Raw genomic sequence first — 18,913 nt, 5'->3', positions numbered from 1 at the left:
ACCCCAATTGCGAAAGCAGTTGGGGTTTTGTTTTGCCTGCGAGAAAGTTTTCAGCGCTACGGCGAACAAAATTGCACAGTTATTTTCGAAGCAGAACACTAGAATAGCCCCATCTTTATCGGAGCCAGAGCCTGTATGTCAGAATCGGTTGACGCCCCCGGGCTGTCAGATTTACCGCTGGAAGACTTGATAGCCTGTCACGAGTGCGACCTGCTGATGCGCAAGCCGACACTTGCCCATGGTGAGAAGGCTCTCTGCCCGCGCTGCGGCTACGAGTTATATGCGCACCGCCATAACGTGGTGCAGCGCAGCCTCGCGCTGGTAATCGCCGCGTTATTACTTTACGTACCGGCAAACTTTTTACCCATCATGCAACTCAATATCCTCGGGCAATCTTCGCAGGATACGGTCTGGAGTGGCGTAGTCGGCCTGTTCAACACCGACATGCAAGGTGTGTCGATTGTCGTCTTCCTTTGCAGCATGGCCATACCGTTACTCAAGTTGTTGTGCCAGCTGTTTGTCCTACTGACGATCCGCTTCAATGTCGGCCGTAGTTATGGCTTGTTGCTCTATCGTATTTACCACCACCTCAGAGACTGGGGCATGCTCGAGGTCTACCTCATGGGCGTCCTCGTCGCGATCGTGAAGCTGGCGGATATGGCAGCAATCACCGTCGGCCTCGGGCTGGCATGTTTCATTGGCTTGTTGTTGGTACAAGTCTGGCTGGAGGTGGTGATGTCACCGCATCAGATCTGGCAGGCATTATCAGGAGAGGATGCCCATGCGGGCGATTGATGCGGGCATTCTGGTGTGCACCGAATGCCACGAACTGAACAAGCAGGAAGCTGACGTCGATGAGCAAAGCTGTACCCGCTGCGGCGCGCAGGTGCACGCTCGCCGCCCCAACAGCCTGACCCGCACCTGGGCGCTGTTGATCACGGCAGCCATTATCTATATTCCGGCCAACGTCTTGCCGATCATGACGGTCAGCTCCCTGGGCCAGGGTGAACCGAGCACCATCATGTCCGGGGTGATTGAACTGGTGCAGCACGGCATGATTCCGATCGCAAGCGTGGTGTTCATCGCCAGTATTCTGGTGCCCACGTTCAAACTGGTCGGCATCGCGCTGCTGCTGTTTTCCGTGCAGCGCCGGCAGCCATTGTCGGCCCGTCAGCGCATCTGGATGTACCGATTCATCGAGTTCATTGGCCGCTGGTCGATGCTCGATATTTTCGTGATCGCCATTCTCGTGGCGGTCGTCAACTTCGGCCGGATAGCCAGTGTCGAAGCCAATCTGGGCGCCGTCGCCTTCGCCTCTGTGGTGATTCTGACGATGCTCGCCGCAGTAACTTTCGATCCCCGACTGATTTGGGATAACACGGAGTCGGACGACGACCATGACTGATTTGCCTGTAGCGAAAACCCGACCGGCTTCGAACTGGTCGGCCATTTGGGTGCTGCCTCTGATCGCGCTGATCATCGGCGGCTGGCTCGGCTGGCGTGCCTGGTCGGAAACCGGCATCGAAATACAGGTGCGCTTCGAAAGCGGCGAAGGGATCCAGGCCAACAAGACCGAAGTGGTTTACAAAGGCATGCCGGTCGGCAAGGTCAAGACGCTCAAGCTCGACGATGAAGGCAACTCCAAAGGCGTGATCGCCACCATCGAAATGAACAAGGACGTCGAGCAGTACCTGAAGACCAGCACACGGTTCTGGCTGGTCAAACCGAGCGTGACCTTGGCCGGTATCACTGGTCTGGAAACGCTGGTCTCGGGTAACTATGTTGCGATCAGTCCCGGTGAAGGCGAGCCCGTGCGCAAGTTCAAGGCATTGGCCGAAGAGCCGCCGCTGTCCGACGCCAAGCCCGGTCTGCACCTGACCATCAAGGCCGATCGCCTCGGCTCGTTGAATCGCGGCAGCCCGGTGTTCTACAAGCAGATCAAAGTCGGCCAGGTCAAAAGCTATGTGCTTTCCGAGGACCAGAGCACCGTTGAACTGAAGGTGTTCATCGAGCCGACCTACGCCAAACTGGTGCGCAAACACACACGTTTCTGGAACGCCAGCGGCATCAGCATCGACGCCAACCTGTCCGGTGTGAAAGTCCGTAGCGAGTCCTTGGCCAGCATCGTCGCTGGGGGCATCGCCTTCGCTACGCCGGAGAATCGCAAGGACAGTCCACCGACTGACCCGAGCCTGCCGTTCCGTCTCTATGAAGACTTCGACGCCGCCGCTGCCGGGATTCGCGTAAAGGTCAAACTCAGCGACTTCGAAGGCCTGCAGGCTGGTCGCACGCCGGTGATGTACAAAGGCATTCAGGTCGGCAACCTGAAAGCGCTTAAGGTCGATCCGGATCTGAACAGCGCAACAGCCGAGCTGACCCTTGATCCGTTGGCCGAAGACTATCTGGTTGAGGGCACGCAGTTCTGGGTGGTCAAACCGTCGATTTCCCTTGCCGGTATTACCGGCCTGGAAGCGCTGGTGAAAGGTAACTACATCGCCGTGCGTCCGGGCGACAAAGGCGCTGCGCCGAAACGCGAGTTCGAAGCGCGACCGAAAGCACCGCCGCTGGACCTGCGTTCGCCGGGCCTGCATCTGGTGTTGTTCACCGATTCGCTGGGTTCGATCGATGTCGGCAGTCCGATTCTGTACAAGCAGGTCAAGGTCGGTTCGGTGCAGAGCTACCAGTTCTCCCGAACCAAGAAGCAACTGGTCATCGGCGTGCACATCGAGAAGGAATACGAAAACCTGGTCAACGCCTCGACGCGCTTCTGGAACGTCAGCGGCATTACCCTCACGGGTGGCTTGACCGGCGGCATTCAGGTCAAGAGTGAATCCCTGCAAACCCTGATGGCCGGCGGTATCGCCTTCGAAACGCCGCAGGCCAATGCGCCGTTGAAGAAACGTATCCCGCGCTTCCGTCTGTTTGCCGATCACGATGAGGCGAACAAGAAAGGCGCGGTAGTGACGATCAAGGTTGATCGCGCTGACGGCTTGAGCAGCGGTACGCCGGTACGTTTCAAGGGGCTCGATGTCGGCAAGATTGAAAGCGTCGATCTGACCGATGACATGCAGTCGGTGATCCTCACCGCTCGCATCACTGAAGTGCCGGAGAAGATTGCGCGGGTCGGCAGTCAGTTCTGGGTGGTCAAGCCGGAGCTGGGCCTGATCAAGACGCAGAACCTGGAGACGCTGGTCACCGGTAAATACATCGAAGTCCAGCCGGCGGCGAAGAATCTCGGCCCGCAGAAGAACTTCGTTGCCTTGGCCGAGGCGCCGGAAGTCACCAAACAGGAAGCGGGTCTGAGTCTGGTGTTGAGCGCCGCACGTCGCGGTTCGTTGAAGCCGGGTGTGCCGGTGACCTACCGCGAAATCACGGTCGGCAAGGTCACCGGTTATGAGTTGGGCCAAACGGCTGACCGTGTGTTGGTGCACATCCTGATCGAGCCGAAGTACGCGCCACTGGTGCGCAGCGGCAGCCGCTTCTGGAACACCAGCGGCGTGGGCTTCGATTATGGGTTGTTCAAGGGCGTGACGGTTCGGACCGAATCGCTGGAGACGCTGATTCAGGGCGGGATTGCTTTCGCCACCCCGGATGGCGAGCGCATGGGCAACCCGGCGCGGGCCGAGCAGACGTTCCCGCTGTTCGACAAGTTCGAGGATGAATGGCTGACCTGGGCGCCGAAGATTCAGCTTGGTAAATAGTGGCGTCTGTTGAGACGTCTTCGCGAGCAGGCTCGCTCCCACAGGGGAACGCATTCCAACTGTGGGAGCGAGCCTGCTCGCGAAGGGGCCAGCCAAATCAACACAAAATCCAGGCGATAAAAAAGGGCCGCGATCTCATCAGATCGCGGCCCTTTTTTTGCCTTCAGCTAAAGCCGATCAAACCGCATCCAGCTCCGGCTCGTCCGCCTGCACATTCAGCGTGGCCTTGACCACATCATGGCGGCGGATGTACTTCCAGTCCGCCTCATCGATGTAGATCCCCGCCGGGCCGCTGCCGCCTTCCAGGTCGATCGCGACACTGGCGCAGACTTGCGGCTTCACACTCGCCAGAATCGGCACGAAGCCTAGTTGCAGACTGGTTTCCAGCAGCGCCGCCTGGTTCTTCTCGTCGATGTCCGCCGCCTCGTCGAGGTAGTACGGCAGACGCACGCGGCCGGCCAGATCGCGATCCATCAAATGCAGCAACAAGTACATGTTTGTCAGTGCTTTGATGGTCATGGTCGTACCGTTGGACGCTGCGCCATCGATATCGGTGTGGATCACCGGTTGGCCGTTGACCTTGGTGATCTCGAAGGCCAGTTCGAACAAATCCTTGAGGCCGAGCTGGTTGTGGTTCGCCGCCACCAGCCGCGCGAGGTATTCCTTAGCCTCTTCGTTCTTGTTGTCCTGCTCGGCGCTCTGGCTGAGGTCAAACACCGACAGTGTTTCGCCTTCCTCATACTGGCCGGCGCTGTGGATGATCTGGTCGATGTGCTTGAGCGCTTCCTTGTTCGGCGCGAGGACGATGCGGAAGCTCTGCAGGTTGGAAACCTGACGCTTGTTGATCTCGCGGTTGAACAACGCCAGTTGATGCTCGAGGCTGTCGTAGTCGCTGCGGATGTTGCGCAGGGTGCGGGCGATGTCGGTGACCGCCGCGCGCCGCGCCTTGCCTAAGGTCAGCGCTTCATCGGTGCGGTGTGCGTAAGCGTTGATCAGCAGCGACAGACGCCGCTCCATGTCGTCTTCGCTGTCGAACTTGGCCACGCCTTTCAGACGCACCTGCGCATACAGCGCCTCGATCTGCCCATCGGCGCGCAGCAGACCCTGCCAGCTGTCCTGATAGTCGTTGAGCAGCGGCAGCAGGTTGTCCATCGAATCATCGACCGGATCCATGAACGGCGTACCGAACGGCAGGTCCGCCGGCAGCAACTGGCGACGGCGCAGCGCGTCGTCGAGGGTGCGCTGCTTGGCTTCCATGTCGGCGATCTGCCGGCCGACCAGTTGCAGCTTGGCCGACAGTTGCTGGACGCGCTCGGTGAAGGCATCGCTGGAGCGCTTGAGTTCGTCCTGCGCAGCTTCCATCTGCGCCAGTTGTTCGAGTTTGTCGCTTTCTTCGGCGCTCAGTGTCTGGGTGCGACGGAAATCTTCCAGCGCCTTCTGCGCGTCCAGTACTTGCTGATACAGCTCCTCGGTCTGGGTCTTGCTCGCGGCGCGGTCGGCGGCCACGGCTTGCTGGGTTTTCAGTTGCTTGAGCTCTTTTTCCAGACGCTCCTTCTGATCGCGCAACGCGGCGCGGTCGGCCAGCGCTTGCAGGGCCGGCGGCTCGATGTGCGAGATGTCGATGGACAGGCCCGGCACTTCGAAGCGCTCGCCCTTGAAGCCGTCAAGAATCAGCTCGACCGATTTGACCCACTCGCCGTTCTCGTCGAGGGTGATGCCATGTTCACCCAGCGGCAGGCTGAACAGCGCGCTGTTGAACAGGCGCATCAGGCGTTCGACGTCCTGTTGCGAGAACTCTTCACGCAGGCGGGCGTAGCTGTTGTTATCAGCGTGGTCGAGTTGTTGCTTCACCGACTTCAGGCGTTTTTCCAGATCGCGCAGACGCTCTTCGAGATCTTCGGCACTGAACTGACGCGACTGCGCCAGGGCACCGGCCAGTTCATCGTGAGCATCCTTGGCGGCGAGCAATTGTTGCTCGAGCACTTTGACGTCATCGACCAGGGCGAAGCGGTTCTTCAATACCGACAGCTCACCGAGCCAGCGCTGGATGCCGGAAATTTCCCGCTCCAGACGCATCAGTTCCTGAGTGCCGCCGCGCTGATCGTTTTGCAGATCGTCCTGCTCGCGACGGTAGTGCTCGGCCTGGATGGTCAGCTCTTCCTTGCGCGCCGTGGCGTAGTCCGACCAGGTGCCGAGCAAGGAATCGAGCAGCGGCGACAGGCGATGCAGTTTGCCGCGCAGCACATCGCGCTGTTTCACGCCGTTGGCCAGCGCTTCAACCAATGGGCCGGCGGCGACCAGCGAGTTGTAGTCCTGCTCCATGCGCCGCACGTCGCGGAAGGCTTCTTCGCACGCGGCGATGTAATCGACGCTGCCCGAACGCAGGCTGTGTTCGAAGGCATCGAGGAACAGCTGCTTGAGCTTGGCCGCGGTGATTTCGCGCATGTGCAGCAGGTTGATGAACAGCGCGCGGAAGGTCTTCAGGCTCTGCTCGCTGGTGGAGCGCAGCGGGATCAGCGTCAGGTCGAGCGGGATCGACGTGTGGCCGCCAACCAGCAAACGGCGCAGTTCGTCGGGCTTGAGCTCGTAAGCCTTCAGGCCTTCTTTTTCGAGATTGCTGAACAGCTCTTTCTGACGCAGGCAAGTGTCGTTTTTCTGGTAGTGGGCCAGATCGAGCTTGCCGGCGTAGGCGAAGAACTGGTGCCCGAAACCGCCGCCCGGGCCGCGACCGACCACGCCGATCACGTGGGGGCCGTGGGGCAGATTGACTTCAACGAGGATGTAACTGGTGTCGGAAGCGAAGTAGAAGCGCCGCGATTGTTCCAGGCTGTACTTGCCGAAGCTCATGTCGGACATGCGCGCCAGAATCGGGAACTGCAAGGCGTTGATCGACGCTGACTTGCCGAGGTTGTTCGCGCCGTAAACCGACAGCGGTTCTTCCAGCGGGAACAGACCGAGGCTGTAACCGGCGGTGTTCAAAAGGGCAAAGCGGCGGATGCCGTAGCGTTCCTGGCTCATGCATCGGACTCCTGTTCTTCGGCAATGGCGCGGGCCAGTGCGTCTTCTTCGCTTTCTTCTTCAAATTCGGAAAGATCGAGCGGATCGTCGGTTTCGAGGAATTTCGCTTCGGCTTCTTCGTCGATCAGCACCGGTGCCGGCAGCGGCAGAACGCTGTGGACGCTGGCTGCCAGGTCGCGGTCCTGCTGCACCGACAGGCACACGTCGAGGAAGCGATGCATCGGCGGCAGGAAGCGGTAGACGCCGTTTTCTTCGCCGGCAAAACCGAGCTGGGTCATGCGGCGCATGATTTTTTCTTCGAGTTCTTCGACGGTCTGCACTTCGGCCTGGATGAACAGGTCGCGGTATTTATCCAGCAGCGACGGCAATTCTTCGCGGCCGAGGCTGCCGCCGTCGAGCACGGCAATCGGGTCGCGGCCCTGATCGGCCAGGTGCTCGACGAGGATGAAGGTGAACAGCGCCAGACGCTGGGCGGTCTTGTTCACCGCTGCTGCGGCCATGTCCGGCACGAAGTAATAGAAACCACGGGTGTCGCAGACCAGTTCAAAGCCCAACGCCTTGAACAGCGTGCGGTACTGGTCCTGGAAATTCGACAGTTGTGCGTACAGCTCGGGATCACGGCGGCTGACGTGGTAACCCTTGAACAACTCGCGGAAGATCGGCGCCAGTTGCGACAGTTCGGAAAGATCAAGATGCATTTGGGATGCTCGCAGAATCCTCGGCGGCGGTGTCGCTGGCCGAGAGCAGGGCGAAGGAGCGCAGGCTGACCTGATGCTCGTGAGTGTGATATTCGCGGCGTTCCAGACGCTCGCGCTTGAAGCGTTTTTCCCGCGACAGGCGCGAGAACCAGTAAAGCAATTCGTCGGTGGCGCCGTCCGGTTCCTGCTCCAGCAGCCAGGTCATCAGATCCGGCATCGGCAGCGACTCTTCGCAGCGATCGACCATCTCGCGCACGGTGCGCGGTGCACGTGGAGCGTCGCCCGCCTTCTGGGTTTTGTGCGCCTTGGGGAAGCGCGCCGGTTTCGGCTCGAAACGCGCCAGCGCATAAACGTAGGCTTCGACCTGACTGGCGCTGCCCAGGAAGGTGCTTTGCGGACGGGTGAACAGCGGCATCGCCGCTTGCGGCACGGCGTCGATGCCTTTACGCCGGATCGCCGCCAGCGCCAATGCGGCGCCACGGGTCACGGCGTTGTGCCGACGCGCTTCTTCACGCAGCGGCAGCAGCAGTTCGCGGGCATGACGCAGGGTCAGTTGCGCGCTGGTCTGCATTTCGAGGATGCGCGCGTGGGTGCGCAGGAGCATGTCGTCATCGACCAGATGGCCGAGGCGCTGCTGTTCGCTGAGCATCTTCAGCAGCACCGTTTCGACCTTGCGCACGCCTTGCTCGAAGGCACCGTCGGCGTTGACCAGATCGATCATCGGCTCGACGTATTCGTCCCACGTCGCCAGGACTTCGGCGTACCGCTGACGCAGCGGAATCTGCCGGTCGCTGGTCTTCGCCCGTTCGGCCACTGCCACCAGGGCTTGTTCATCGTTGTCGAGTTTCTTCAGGACGTCGCGCACGCGCATGTCGAGCAAGCGCAGCTGGCGCGCCAGATCGTTGCCATCACGAACGTCGAAAGCGTCCTGGATATAACCGGCCAGACGCTCAAGGTGACGCAGGTAGGCTTCGATTTCCAGGCACAGACCGAGGCGGTGTTCGCGGCGCAGGTAGGCGAGGAAGTCGTGGATCTGCGCGTTGAGCTCGAAACGGTTCGGGCTTTTCGCCACCGGAACCAGAATGTCGAGGCGAATCCACACGTCGAGCAGGCTGGTGATGTCCTGCGGCGTACTGTCGAGTTGTTGGGCGGCCAGTTGCGTGCGCAGTTCGTTGAGGCTCAGGGTGCCTTGGTCGAAGTGCTCGCACAGTGGCTCCAGAAGTGCCCAGTGTTCAGCGAGGGCGCGCAAGACGCGCTTGGGTTCGATCATCGGAATGGCCGGCTGGTTGGCGATTAAAAGCGGCGATTGTACTGCATCACAGGCGCGGCGATTCACTCTCGGGACGGGCTGTCGCATTCTTTGGCCAAAGGGCAGCGGCGCAGCGCAGCGCGGGGTATCGATCAACAGCGAGCGATCTTGTGCGAAGGGCGGTAGAATCAGCGCACTTTCCGTTATCCACAAGTGGCCGACCTTTGCTTATCGAGTCCCGCCGCCGCGCCTATTTGAACGCCATGCAGGTGGTCAACTGGCTGCCGCGCACCGAACTGCCTTTCGCCGCACCGTCGCGGCCCGAGCTGCTGGAGATGCCCGAGCCTGAGCTTGAGGTACCGGTTGTTCCGGCGCCTCAGGCCGAAGCACCGGCGCAGCCTGCCGCGCGTCAGGCCGAGCGACCGAAAATCGAGGTGCCGCGTCCGTCGCTGGCCAGTACCCGCAACGGCGCCAAACCGGTGGAGGAAGTCGACGACACGCCGGTGGTGGTCAAGCCTGCGCCAGTGCCGCCGCCGCGTTTCGCCCTGCAACTGCTGCGCGCCGGGCGTTGCCTGCTGCTGGTCGAGTTACCCACAGGCGAAGCGTTTCAGAGTCGCGATCCGGCCTACCTGCTGCTCAAGGACATGCTGCGCGCCGCCGGTCTGCCGGATGCGCCGCAAATCGTCGGCGAACCTGTGCGCTGGCCGTGGCTCAATCGCGGCACGCTGGATCAAGGCCCGGAAGCGGCGCGCGACTTCGTGCAAGGCTTCCTCTCGGTGCAGATGGAAGCGGCGCCCTGCGCCTGTCTGTGGCTGATCGGCCTGCCGGCGGTGAAATTTGCCGGGGAAGCGGGCGCCGAAGCGTTCAATAGTGAATTGCAGATCGAAGGTCTGGGCCTGGCTTGGGCGATTCCCGGTCTGGAACTGTTAATGGAAGAGCCACAGCGCAAGGCCGCTGTGTGGCAAGCCATGCGTCGGCTGATGGCGCGCTGGAAACAATCCGATGAGTGAGGCTGTAACCTTTCGCCCGATGACCGAGGCGGACCTGGACGCTGTGTTGAAGATCGAATACGCCGCGTACAGCCATCCGTGGACGCGGGGGATTTTTCTCGATGGCCTGGGCAAATACCAGATCTGGCTGATGTTCGAAGGGCAGCAGCAGGTGGGCCACGGTGTGGTGCAGATCATTCTTGATGAGGCGCACCTGCTCAATATCACCGTCAAGCCGGAAAATCAGGGGCGCGGGTTGGGCCTGACGTTGCTTGAGCATTTGATGTCGCGGGCGTATGCGGCCGAGGCTCGCGAATGTTTTCTCGAAGTGCGCGACAGTAATACTGCTGCGTTCAGGTTGTATGAGCGTTATGGCTTCAACGAGATCGGCCGGCGTCGCGATTATTATCCGGCGGTGGGCGGGCGTGAGGATGCGGTGGTGATGGCCTGTACCTTGGTGGATTAAGCCCTGTAGGAGCTGCCGAAGGTTGCGATCTTTTGATCCTGTTTTTGTAAGATCCAAAGCAAAATCAAAAGATCGCAGCCTTCGGCAGCTCCTACAGGGGGCAAATTCAAAGTCAGCGGATCAGCGCTTGCCATCCAGCGGATCCAGATCCGCCAGTTCCGCCTCATCCAGCCCGTCACCGCCGCCGATGTCGTTTTCACCGACCTCGCTCAAATCCCAATCCGCCGGATTGCCTTCGCCGACTTCCTCGGCATCGCGCGCACCATCCTCGCGAATCAAAGTCTCAGGGCTCAGGTCATCATCAGTCGGCTGGTGATCGTCCACCGAGGCCCCGGTCATACCCGCCTCACGCACTCGCTCAGCAGGCATCAATTGTTCACGTTCACGCTCGGGCAGCTCATCGCCGATCTTCGCGCTGGGCTCTTCGTCGTCAAAGTCCAGCTCGTGCACCGAGCCCATGCGGTCTTCGTTATCATCGATGGGTTCCGGTTGCACCGCATCATAAGGGCGTCGTGAATCAGTCATGGCAATTCCTCATAGTGTGGGCCTTACTGAGTGGACTCACCGGGCGCGCGAGAATTCCAACGAAAACACTTTGCGCTGGCGGCGTGACTTCGAAGGGTGGTCGTCTATCAAACCTGCGCATCTTTCTTGAGGCCTTATCCATGCACGATCTACAAGACCTGATTGATAACAACGAGCGTTGGGCTGACGCGATCACCAAGGAAGACCCGGATTTCTTCGCCAAACTGGCGCGCCAGCAGACTCCGGAATATCTATGGATCGGTTGCTCCGACGCACGCGTACCGGCCAATGAAATCGTCGGCATGCTGCCGGGCGATCTGTTCGTGCACCGCAACGTGGCCAACGTCGTGCTGCACACCGACCTCAACTGCCTGTCCGTGATCCAGTACGCGGTTGATGTGCTCAAGGTGAAGCACATCCTCGTCACCGGCCACTACGGCTGCGGCGGTGTGCGTGCGTCGATGCAGGATCGCCAGTTTGGCCTGATTGACGGCTGGCTGCGCTCGATCCGCGATCTGTATTACGAGAAACGCGAAGAGCTGGCCAAGCTGGCGACCGAAGAAGAGCAGGTCGATCGCATGTGCGAACTCAACGTGATCCAGCAAGTGGCCAACGTCGCGCACACCAGCATCATCCAGAACGCCTGGCATCGCGGCCAGCCCCTGTCGATCCACGGCTGCATCTACGGGATCAAGGATGGCCGCTGGAAAAGTCTCAATACCACCATCAGTGGTTTCGAACAGTTGCCGCCGCAATACCGTTTGCGTCCGGTCGGCGCGCCGTAACCGTAGCTTTCAGCTTCGGCCTGGATGCCGCCAGCGCTGTAAAAAGCGCTGGCCTTCAGGCGTGGGTGGTTCGTCGTAACCGGTGATCCACCCACGGCAGCGCGACGCGCCGCAATCGCAGGCGAACTGGCGTAGCAGTTTGTCTTCGGTCGATGCGTAATCGATGCTCAGATGTTCGCCGCTGTGGATATCTTTCAAGGCCCACAGCCACAACTCGCTCATGTCGAGAAATACATTCGGGTCGCAGGCGTGTTCCAGCACCCCGCAAAAGCGCGGATCGTAAACGTGGATGCCGGTTTGCAACTGACGGGTCTGTCGACAGCGATAGGGCAGCAATTGCCCGGAAACCCGGCACATTCGGCTGATGCGCAGAAACTCACGGCGCGCGACCACTGCCGTGGCAACGCCTCGTTCGTTGCGGATGATCTGGAAGTCGTCGCAGGATGGAAAGCCCAGCCGCACGGGAAGTCCGGCGAAGGGATAGATGCCTTCGGTGTCGCGCGTCGAGTGCCGGCCCATGGCTTGATTGTTCATAACAGTCCTTGTCGGTGGGTATTGCCTCCGGGTTGTGCCCATGCCTCGCCTGGCGATGCATGATTGGATCCAAGCGTCGCGCAATTGAAACTACTGGTCTACTGTCAAACCTGACAGGCGCGATCGCCGTTATCCCGCGTCAGCATTGGCTGACACGGGGTTACTGCGGCAACGATTACAAAGCAGGTGCGGGCACGGCGGCCGCAGGCAGTGGCGCTTTCAGCTGTTGCAGTTGCGTCTTGACCGGTGGCGTTGCGCACTTGGCAGCGGCTTGTTCGGCGCTGAGATCGCGAATCGAGGTATAGAACAACTCGCAGGTTTTGACCTTTTGCGTCACTTGCCATGTTTGCGTGCAACTGTTCAGCGTGGCCTGCGCATCGCTGCCCGGTTTGCTGCCCATTGCCGCCTGCCAGCAGGCAGCACTCAAATCCTGGCCCATGACTTTCAGGCCCGCCGCGTCAGCCTTGGCCTGGGCATCGTCGCCGGTATAGCTCTTCGGATCGGCGGCGTACCAGATATAGCTCGGATGGTTGGAACCGAGCACCGGCACGTTCACCCCTTCGCTCGGACTGATGCTTGCCAGACCCAATACGCCCACCGTCGGCCCATACTGTTCCTTGATCCAGTTGCGCACCGGCGCCCCGAACGCAACCATCGGCAGCGTCGTGCCGCTGGCGGTCTTACTGAACTGCTTGACCAGCGTGGTCTGGTAATCCTTGAAGTAGTCATAGACGTCCTCCAGATCCCCGCCGGCGTTGGACGGCGCGGCGATCGGCGCGATGTCGATGATGGTCTGATAAGCCGGCGTCTGCCCGGCAGGGATGCCGTTATCGGTCAGCAAAGTCGCCCAGCGGTCGGTGGTGTTCGAGCGCAGATAATCCTGCGCCTGGGTCAGCGAGTAGTCAGGCGGGAAGTGCAGCAACTCGACGCTCTTGCGATTCTCCAGCGCCATGCCCAGTGGCAGGAACAGATACCAACTGTAGGCCCACTTGCCATCGGCATTGAGCTTGCTGGCGCCGGCATAAGCCAGATCCCCGGCGTCGAGCAGCGCGGACAATGACCTGTCATAGCCATCCGGCACTCCGGTGATCTCGGCGTAGAGCTGATCGTTGTCGGTCTTGACCAGCACCTTGGCATCGGCGTAACCGTCGCGCTGGACGCTCTGGCTCAGGTAGTGAGCAACGGTCTGCTCCAGCGTCCAGTTGCGGAAGCAGATCACGCTGCAATTGTTGGGGTAGGCGAAGAGCCGGGTGACGCGCTCGGTGCTGCCCAGTTTCACGTCGACATCGGCGTGGACGGCGGTGCTTAGCGTCAGTGCAACGAGGGTAAGTCCTGCGAGTTTGAACATGCTCAGATCCTTTTCAGCGTGGGTTCCCCTCGATTTGGGGGCGCTTCATAGTGGATCAGTGGTGTTTGACAGAAAAGCGGTTGAGTGTGGATTCTTGCCTGAATGCGGTATGACCCAAGCAGCGCACATATTGTTACGGCTGTGCCAACAAGCACGCTGCCTGGTGCGCGTCCGCACTGCTAGACTGCAGCGACATCGAATTTTCCAAGGGTGAGTCATGAAGCCTTCTACTGCTCTCGACATGCAAAGGTCCGCCGTCCGCGAAGTGATCGGGCGCTTTCGTGTGGCCAACCCGCGTGTATTTGGTTCAGCATTGCTGGGGACGGATCTGGACGGTAGCGATCTCGATCTGCTGGTTGACCCGCTGCCCGGCACGACGCTTTTTGATCTGGGCGGGCTTCAGGTTGAGCTTGAAGACCTGCTGGGTGTTGCGGTCGAGGTGCTGACCCCCGGCGACCTGCCAGTGAAATTTCGTCAGCAGGTGCTTGATCAGGCGCGACCCGTATGAACGAGAACCGGCGAGATGATTATCTTGAACATATTCGTCAGGCCGCGAGCGATGCGCTTATCTTCGTCGAGGGCCTGAACAAAGATGAATTCGCTGAAGATAAGAGAACGCAACAAGCGGTGATCATGAGCCTGATCATCATTGGAGAGGCAGCGACCAAGATCATGGATCGTTACCCTGAGTTCACTGTTGAAAACGCGCAGGTGCCGTGGCGCAGCATGCGTGGGATGCGTAATCGAATTGCTCACGGTTATTTCGATATCAATCTGGACGTTGTCTGGGAAACCGTTCAGGTTGCGTTGCCTGTGCTGTTGAAGTCCCTTCTGACCGCTCAAGGTTGAATACGCCTGTCCGCAGACAGGCGTATTAAAGTCTACCTACGGCATCACCGGCGGCGTATACGCCAATGTCGTCCCCAGCGCCCACAACAACAGCAGCACCAGTGGCGTGTGCACCAGCAGTTGCACGAACGAGAAGCCGATCAGATCCCGCGCCTTCAACCCGAGCACGCCCAGCAGCGGCAGCATGTAGAACGGGTTGATCAGGTTCGGCAGTGCTTCGGCGGCGTTGTAGATCTGCACTGCCCAGCCGAGGTGGTATTGCAGGTCATTGGCGACTTGCATCACGTAGGGCGCTTCGATGATCCATTTGCCGCCGCCGGACGGGATGAAGAAACCGAGAATCGCCGAATAGACGCCCATCAGCAGCGCATAGGTGTCGTGGGAGGCGATGCTGACGAAGAAGGTCGAGATGTGATGCGCGAGGGTTTGCGCATCGGCGCCTTTGACCGTGGTCATCAGTGCGGCGATCGAGCCGTACAACGGAAACTGGATCAACACGCCAGTGGTGGTCGGCACCGCACGGGCCACCGCATCAAGGAAGCTGCGCGGGCGCCAGTGCAGCAGCGCGCCAAGCATGATGAACAGGAAGTTGTAGGTGTTCAGGCCGGAAATCGCGGTAATCGCCGGTTTGGTCGAAAACTCGTGAAACAGCCATCCCGCCGCCAGCAGCACCAACACGATGATCAGCAAAGGGCTGTGTTCCAGCCATTCGCCGGGGCGCGTGCGCGGTTGCAGCGGCGGCAGGTTGAACGCCGGGTCGATGCCGCAGGCCTTGGCGTCGCGTGCCGAATTCGGCCCGGGCGCGGTGGCGTAGGCGATGATGATCGAAATCACGATCAGCGCCAGCAGCATGACCCCGGACTGCCAGAGAAAAATGGTTTCGGTGAACGGGATTACGCCAGTGATCGACAGGATCGACGGCGGCAGGCTGCCCGGGTTGGCCTGCAACTGTGCGGCTGACGATGACAAGCCCAGCGCCCACACCGCGCCCAGACCTAGATACGCAGCGGCACCGGCGGCGCGGTAATCCATTTTCAGATCGGTGCGGCGGGCGAGGGCGCGCACCAGCAGCCCGCCGAATACCAGCGACAGACCCCAATTGAGCAGCGATGCGACCATCGAAATCAACGCTACCCAGGCCACGGCGGAGCGGCCGTTTTTCGGAATGCGTGCCAGTTTGTCGATCAGTTTGACTGCGGGCGGAGAACTGGCGACGACATAGCCGCCGATCACCACGAAGGCCATCTGCATGGTGAACGGGATCAGGCTCCAGAAGCCGTCGCCGAAGGCCATCGCTGCAGCGGTGGGTTTGGCGCCCATGGCCAGAGTGGCCAGCGCAACGATGATCACGGCCAACGCGGCGAATACCCAGGAGTCGGGAAACCAGCGTTCGGCAAAACTGGAACAGCGCAGGGCAAAGCGCGCGGAGCGGCTATCTTCGATATCAACGGCCACGGGAAGTACCTCGGATTTTTTATGGTTATTTTGGTCTCTGGCCACAATCTCAGCATTGTCACCGTCCCTTGTGGGAGCGAGCTTGCTCGCGAAGGCGTCAGGTCAGTCAACAGTGATGTTTGAATGTACCGGCCTCTTCGCGAGCAAGCTCGCTCCCACCGGGATTCATGGTGCTGTGTAAGCTGTGGCCCAGCAGACAGGCGCTAACAGTAAATCAAGCGCCGCCCTTTTGTTGAGCAGGTTTTCGCAAACCGAGACTATGGTCTGACGGGTTGTCGATCCGCGCTTTTGCGTAGACCATGAGCGCCTTGGTTTTTGCCGATGCCTGAGTTCTTTGTCATGACTGCCAATTCTCCAGCCCGACCGGCGCCGTTCAGCCGTGCCGATTACAAGACCCTCGGCCTTGCGGCGCTCGGCGGGGCGCTGGAAATCTACGATTTCATCATCTTCGTATTCTTCGCACTGACCCTGAGTCAGCTGTTCTTCCCCCCGGAAATGCCCGAGTGGCTGCGTTTGCTGCAGAGTTTCGGCATCTTCGTCACCGGTTATCTGGCGCGGCCGCTGGGCGGGATTCTGATGGCGCATTTCGCCGACCGTCTGGGCCGCAAAAAGGTGTTCAGCCTGAGCATCCTGATGATGGCGCTGCCGTGCCTGCTGATCGGGATCATGCCGACCTACGCACAGATCGGCTATTTCGCCCCGTTATTGTTGTTGGCGCTGCGCATTCTGCAAGGCGCGGCGGTGGGTGGTGAAGTGCCGAGTGCCTGGGTGTTCGTCGCCGAGCATGCACCGACCGGCCATCGCGGCTACGCCTTGGGCTTTCTGCAGGCCGGCCTGACCTTCGGTTACTTGATCGGCGCACTCACCGCGACCTTCCTCGCGCAGGTGTTCACGCCTGGCGAAATTCTCGATTACGCCTGGCGCTATCCGTTTCTGCTCGGTGGCGTGTTCGGCGTGGTGGGCGTTTACCTGCGCCGCTGGCTCAGCGAAACCCCGGTGTTCATGGCCATGGAAGCGCAACGCGAGGCGCGGGTCGAGCTGCCGCTGCGCACGGTGCTGCGTGAACATCGTCTGGCCATGCTGCCGGCCATGTTGCTCACCTGCGTACTCACCTCGGCGGTGGTGGTCTTCGTGGTCATTACCCCGACCATGATGCAGAAAACCTTCGGCATGACCGCCAGCCACACCTTCGGCCTCAGTGCCTTGGGCATCGTCTTTCTCAACATTGGCTGCGTGATCGCGGGGCTGCTGGTCGATCGCATCGGCGCCTGGCGCACGGTCATGCTCTACAGCCTGTTGCTGCCATTGGGCATTGGCGTGTTGTATGGCTGTCTGATCATGGGCGGGCATTGGATCGGCATGGCCTATGCGGTCGCCGGTCTCGCTTGTGGGGTAGTGGGTGCGGTGCCTTCGGTGATGGTCGGGTTGTTCCCGGCGCGGATTCGCGTGTCGGGCATTTCCTTCACCTACAACATTGCCTACGCGGCGTGGGCGAGTATCACGCCGCTGTTGCTGATTGGTCTGATGCCGTGGAGCCCGTGGGTCTGCGTAATCTTCTGTGCAGTGATGGGCGCGGTGGGAGTTCTGACAGCGGCGTATTTCGGTGCGCGCATGCCACGTACCGGACCGTGTCAGGCTGCCGGCGCTGCCTGAGCCGCAAGCGCCGGATTATTTTCGACTGACGGATCTGGCGCTGGCTTCAGAAAAGCTGCGCAAGGCCGATGGCTAGGTTGTATCCGCTAACTACCCTGCCATCGGTGCTTTCCCATGTTCAATAAACGCTTGAAACAAGAGCTGGCCGCTCTGCGCGAAGAACTCTCCAGCCTTGTACAAGTGAAGGAAAGCCTGGAAAGCGAAATGCTCGCGCTGACCCTTGAGCCCGACGGGCGGATTCGTTCGGTCAACCAGAATTTTCTCGATGAAATGCTCTACAAGAGCCAGGACCTGGTCGGCCGGGCAATTGAAGACATCGTGCCGGCCCACGTCAAAACCGACGAATTCCATCAGCGCTTCAAAAACTCGATGAGCCGTGGTGAGCACTTCGCCGGCGCCGTGCGCCTGTTGCGCGGCAATGGCGACGAGGCGTGGCTGCGTTCCATCGTGCAACCGGTGCGCTCGTCCGATGGCCGGATCAGACACATTTCCTTCTACGCCAGCGACCTGACCCGCACCATCGAAGCCTCCCGCGAGCATGAGAACCTGATCGGCGCGCTGGTGCGCTCTACCGCCGTGATCGAGTTCGATCTCAACGGCAATGTGCTTAGCGCCAATGATCGGTTCCTCAACGGCATGGGTTACAGCCTGGCGCAGATCAAAGGCAAACATCACCGCACGTTCTGCGCCCCGGAAGAATACAACAGCGCCGAGTACCAGAACTTCTGGCGGCGCTTGAACAGCGGCGAATTCGTCGCAGGCCGCTTCAAGCGTATCGACAGCCATGGTCGTACGGTGTGGCTGGAGGCGTCCTACAACCCGGTGGTCGATGCCAACGACAGACTGTACAAAGTGGTGAAGTTCGCCACGGTGATCACCGATCAGGTCAACCGCGAGCAGGCGGTTGCCGACGCGGCCAGCATCGCTTACAGCACCTCGCAACAGACCGACAGCACCGCACAACGGGGCACCACGGTCGTCACCGAAGCGGTGAACGTGATGCGTGATTTGTCGCGGCACATGCAAGCCGCTGGCGAAGGTATCGAGGCGCTCAACGAGCAGTCGCTGGTGATCGGCACCATCGTCAAAACCATCAGCGGCATTGCCGAACAGACCAACCTGCTGGCGCTCAACGCCGCGATCGAAGCCGCCCGGGCCGGCGAGCAGGGCCGTGGTTTTGCCGTGGTCGCGGACGAGGTCCGGCAACTGGCCTCGCGCACCAGCCAGGCGACGGACGAAATCGTCGGCGTGGTACGACAGAACCAGGAAATGGCCCGCAACGCCGTGGCCCTGATGACCGACGGCAAGCTTCAGGCTGAACAGGGCCTGGCGCTGGCGGCGGAGGCGGGCACGGTGATCGTCGAGATTCAGGACGGTGCGCAGAAAGTGGTGGATGCGGTGGGGCAGTTTGCCAATCAGCTGTCTCACTGATCGACACTGATCAACTGTGGGAGCGAGCCTGCTCGCGAAGGCGATTCAACATTAATGTTGGCTGACACGCCGCTTTCGCGAGCAGGCTCGCTCCCACAGGTTCTGTGTTTCGCCAGTGACAACGCTACAATCGGCTCCTTTTCCTCCGGAGCAGATTCCCATGAGCGTCTCCCACCGCCGTCCGGTGCCCCTGAACAAAGCCTACCGCCTGC

General features: G+C 60.5%; 17 protein-coding genes. 10 read left to right on the top strand and 7 right to left on the bottom strand.

The window, feature by feature from the left end; genetic code table 11:
- The first annotated feature begins 135 nt into the window (after positions 1–135).
- Genes D6877_RS05215 through D6877_RS05205 form a run of 3 tightly spaced genes read left to right on the top strand, consistent with a single transcriptional unit; the run spans position 136 to position 3,701 of the window.
- A complete protein-coding gene (locus D6877_RS05215; protein ID WP_071173598.1) occupies positions 136–795 on the top strand; it encodes a paraquat-inducible protein A in 660 nt (219 codons plus the stop codon).
- Positions 782–1,405 (top strand): paraquat-inducible protein A, encoded by a 624-nt coding sequence (locus tag D6877_RS05210; protein WP_071173597.1) that lies wholly within the window; start codon positions 782–784, stop codon positions 1,403–1,405. Before D6877_RS05215 ends, D6877_RS05210 begins: the two co-directional genes overlap by 14 nt.
- Positions 1,398–3,701, top strand: coding sequence for an MlaD family protein (locus D6877_RS05205; RefSeq protein WP_130910079.1), 2,304 nt, complete (start codon positions 1,398–1,400; stop codon positions 3,699–3,701). The genes D6877_RS05210 and D6877_RS05205 overlap by 8 nt, the downstream gene beginning before the upstream one ends.
- 177 nt (positions 3,702–3,878) lie before the next feature.
- Here the strand turns inward: D6877_RS05205 and mksF are convergent, their stop codons facing one another.
- Genes mksF through mksB form a run of 3 tightly spaced genes read right to left on the bottom strand, consistent with a single transcriptional unit; the run spans position 3,879 to position 8,687 of the window.
- Positions 3,879–6,719, bottom strand: coding sequence for an Mks condensin complex protein MksF (mksF, locus tag D6877_RS05200; protein WP_130910078.1), 2,841 nt, complete (start codon positions 6,717–6,719; stop codon positions 3,879–3,881).
- Positions 6,716–7,417, bottom strand: coding sequence for an Mks condensin complex protein MksE (gene mksE / locus D6877_RS05195; RefSeq protein ID WP_016773189.1), 702 nt, complete (start codon positions 7,415–7,417; stop codon positions 6,716–6,718). Before mksE ends, mksF begins: the two co-directional genes overlap by 4 nt.
- Positions 7,407–8,687 carry an Mks condensin complex protein MksB gene (gene mksB / locus D6877_RS05190; protein WP_160768349.1) on the bottom strand — a complete coding sequence of 427 codons (1,281 nt, stop codon included), beginning with the start codon at positions 8,685–8,687 and terminating at the stop codon, positions 7,407–7,409. Before mksB ends, mksE begins: the two co-directional genes overlap by 11 nt.
- 242 nt (positions 8,688–8,929) lie before the next feature.
- Here mksB and D6877_RS05185 point away from each other — a divergent pair, with 242 nt between their 5' ends.
- Together D6877_RS05185 and rimI are read left to right on the top strand one after the other, a co-directional pair.
- Complete coding sequence (locus tag D6877_RS05185) at positions 8,930–9,676, top strand: energy transducer TonB (protein WP_130910081.1); 747 nt, start codon at positions 8,930–8,932, stop codon at positions 9,674–9,676.
- On the top strand, positions 9,669–10,121 hold the full coding sequence (gene rimI, locus D6877_RS05180; RefSeq protein ID WP_076564123.1) for a ribosomal protein S18-alanine N-acetyltransferase: 453 nt from the start codon (positions 9,669–9,671) through the stop codon (positions 10,119–10,121). Before D6877_RS05185 ends, rimI begins: the two co-directional genes overlap by 8 nt.
- A 120-nt stretch (positions 10,122–10,241) precedes the next feature.
- On the opposite strand, the gene D6877_RS05175 is transcribed toward rimI, so the two are convergent.
- Positions 10,242–10,646 carry a serine kinase/phosphatase gene (locus D6877_RS05175; RefSeq protein WP_130910077.1) on the bottom strand — a complete coding sequence of 135 codons (405 nt, stop codon included), beginning with the start codon at positions 10,644–10,646 and terminating at the stop codon, positions 10,242–10,244.
- A 140-nt stretch (positions 10,647–10,786) separates the two neighbouring features.
- Between D6877_RS05175 and can the strand changes: the two genes are divergently transcribed.
- Complete coding sequence (can, locus tag D6877_RS05170) at positions 10,787–11,431, top strand: carbonate dehydratase (protein WP_039761245.1); 645 nt, start codon at positions 10,787–10,789, stop codon at positions 11,429–11,431.
- A gap of 9 nt (positions 11,432–11,440) precedes the next feature.
- On the opposite strand, the gene D6877_RS05165 is transcribed toward can, so the two are convergent.
- Together D6877_RS05165 and D6877_RS05160 are read right to left on the bottom strand one after the other, a co-directional pair.
- On the bottom strand, positions 11,441–11,965 hold the full coding sequence (locus D6877_RS05165) for an SET domain-containing protein-lysine N-methyltransferase (protein ID WP_130910076.1): 525 nt from the start codon (positions 11,963–11,965) through the stop codon (positions 11,441–11,443).
- Between the two features lie 175 nt (positions 11,966–12,140).
- Positions 12,141–13,313: a hypothetical protein gene (locus tag D6877_RS05160; protein ID WP_130910075.1), complete on the bottom strand. Its 1,173-nt coding sequence runs from the start codon at positions 13,311–13,313 to the stop codon at positions 12,141–12,143.
- Positions 13,314–13,530: 217 nt separating this feature from the next.
- On the opposite strand from D6877_RS05160, the gene D6877_RS05155 reads away from it, so the two are divergent.
- Both D6877_RS05155 and D6877_RS05150 read left to right on the top strand, forming a co-directional pair.
- Positions 13,531–13,821, top strand: coding sequence for a nucleotidyltransferase domain-containing protein (locus tag D6877_RS05155; protein WP_042609686.1), 291 nt, complete (start codon positions 13,531–13,533; stop codon positions 13,819–13,821).
- Positions 13,818–14,162, top strand: a complete 345-nt coding sequence (locus D6877_RS05150) for a DUF86 domain-containing protein (RefSeq protein WP_130910074.1) — start codon at positions 13,818–13,820, stop codon at positions 14,160–14,162. Before D6877_RS05155 ends, D6877_RS05150 begins: the two co-directional genes overlap by 4 nt.
- A 36-nt stretch (positions 14,163–14,198) precedes the next feature.
- Here the strand turns inward: D6877_RS05150 and D6877_RS05145 are convergent, their stop codons facing one another.
- Positions 14,199–15,617, bottom strand: coding sequence for a TIGR00366 family protein (locus D6877_RS05145; RefSeq protein ID WP_016773194.1), 1,419 nt, complete (start codon positions 15,615–15,617; stop codon positions 14,199–14,201).
- Positions 15,618–15,956: 339 nt separating this feature from the next.
- Between D6877_RS05145 and D6877_RS05140 the strand changes: the two genes are divergently transcribed.
- On the top strand, positions 15,957–17,270 hold the full coding sequence (locus D6877_RS05140) for an MFS transporter (protein WP_130910073.1): 1,314 nt from the start codon (positions 15,957–15,959) through the stop codon (positions 17,268–17,270).
- A gap of 114 nt (positions 17,271–17,384) precedes the next feature.
- The gene (locus D6877_RS05135; protein WP_130910072.1) at positions 17,385–18,701 is read left to right on the top strand and encodes a PAS domain-containing methyl-accepting chemotaxis protein; all 1,317 of its coding nucleotides are present in this window, start codon (positions 17,385–17,387) and stop codon (positions 18,699–18,701) included.
- The last annotated feature ends 212 nt before the right edge of the window (positions 18,702–18,913 follow it).

It is taken from the genome of Pseudomonas sp. Sample_9, assembly GCF_004307535.1.
Taxonomy (GTDB): Bacteria; Pseudomonadota; Gammaproteobacteria; order Pseudomonadales; family Pseudomonadaceae; genus Aquipseudomonas; species Aquipseudomonas mercuritolerans.
Note: the sequence above shows the minus strand (reverse complement) of the source record. Positions and strands in the feature narration are given on the sequence as shown.

Coding starts and splice junctions, on each gene's coding strand:
- D6877_RS05215 (WP_071173598.1), top strand. CDS start 136: ATGTCAGAATCGGTTGACGCCCCCGGGCTGTCAGATTTACCGCTGGAA.
- D6877_RS05210 (WP_071173597.1), top strand. CDS start 782: ATGCGGGCGATTGATGCGGGCATTCTGGTGTGCACCGAATGCCACGAA.
- D6877_RS05205 (WP_130910079.1), top strand. CDS start 1,398: ATGACTGATTTGCCTGTAGCGAAAACCCGACCGGCTTCGAACTGGTCG.
- mksF (WP_130910078.1), bottom strand. CDS start 6,719: ATGAGCCAGGAACGCTACGGCATCCGCCGCTTTGCCCTTTTGAACACC.
- mksE (WP_016773189.1), bottom strand. CDS start 7,417: ATGCATCTTGATCTTTCCGAACTGTCGCAACTGGCGCCGATCTTCCGC.
- mksB (WP_160768349.1), bottom strand. CDS start 8,687: ATGATCGAACCCAAGCGCGTCTTGCGCGCCCTCGCTGAACACTGGGCA.
- D6877_RS05185 (WP_130910081.1), top strand. CDS start 8,930: ATGCAGGTGGTCAACTGGCTGCCGCGCACCGAACTGCCTTTCGCCGCA.
- rimI (WP_076564123.1), top strand. CDS start 9,669: ATGAGTGAGGCTGTAACCTTTCGCCCGATGACCGAGGCGGACCTGGAC.
- D6877_RS05175 (WP_130910077.1), bottom strand. CDS start 10,646: ATGACTGATTCACGACGCCCTTATGATGCGGTGCAACCGGAACCCATC.
- can (WP_039761245.1), top strand. CDS start 10,787: ATGCACGATCTACAAGACCTGATTGATAACAACGAGCGTTGGGCTGAC.
- D6877_RS05165 (WP_130910076.1), bottom strand. CDS start 11,965: ATGAACAATCAAGCCATGGGCCGGCACTCGACGCGCGACACCGAAGGC.
- D6877_RS05160 (WP_130910075.1), bottom strand. CDS start 13,313: ATGTTCAAACTCGCAGGACTTACCCTCGTTGCACTGACGCTAAGCACC.
- D6877_RS05155 (WP_042609686.1), top strand. CDS start 13,531: ATGAAGCCTTCTACTGCTCTCGACATGCAAAGGTCCGCCGTCCGCGAA.
- D6877_RS05150 (WP_130910074.1), top strand. CDS start 13,818: ATGAACGAGAACCGGCGAGATGATTATCTTGAACATATTCGTCAGGCC.
- D6877_RS05140 (WP_130910073.1), top strand. CDS start 15,957: ATGACTGCCAATTCTCCAGCCCGACCGGCGCCGTTCAGCCGTGCCGAT.
- D6877_RS05135 (WP_130910072.1), top strand. CDS start 17,385: ATGTTCAATAAACGCTTGAAACAAGAGCTGGCCGCTCTGCGCGAAGAA.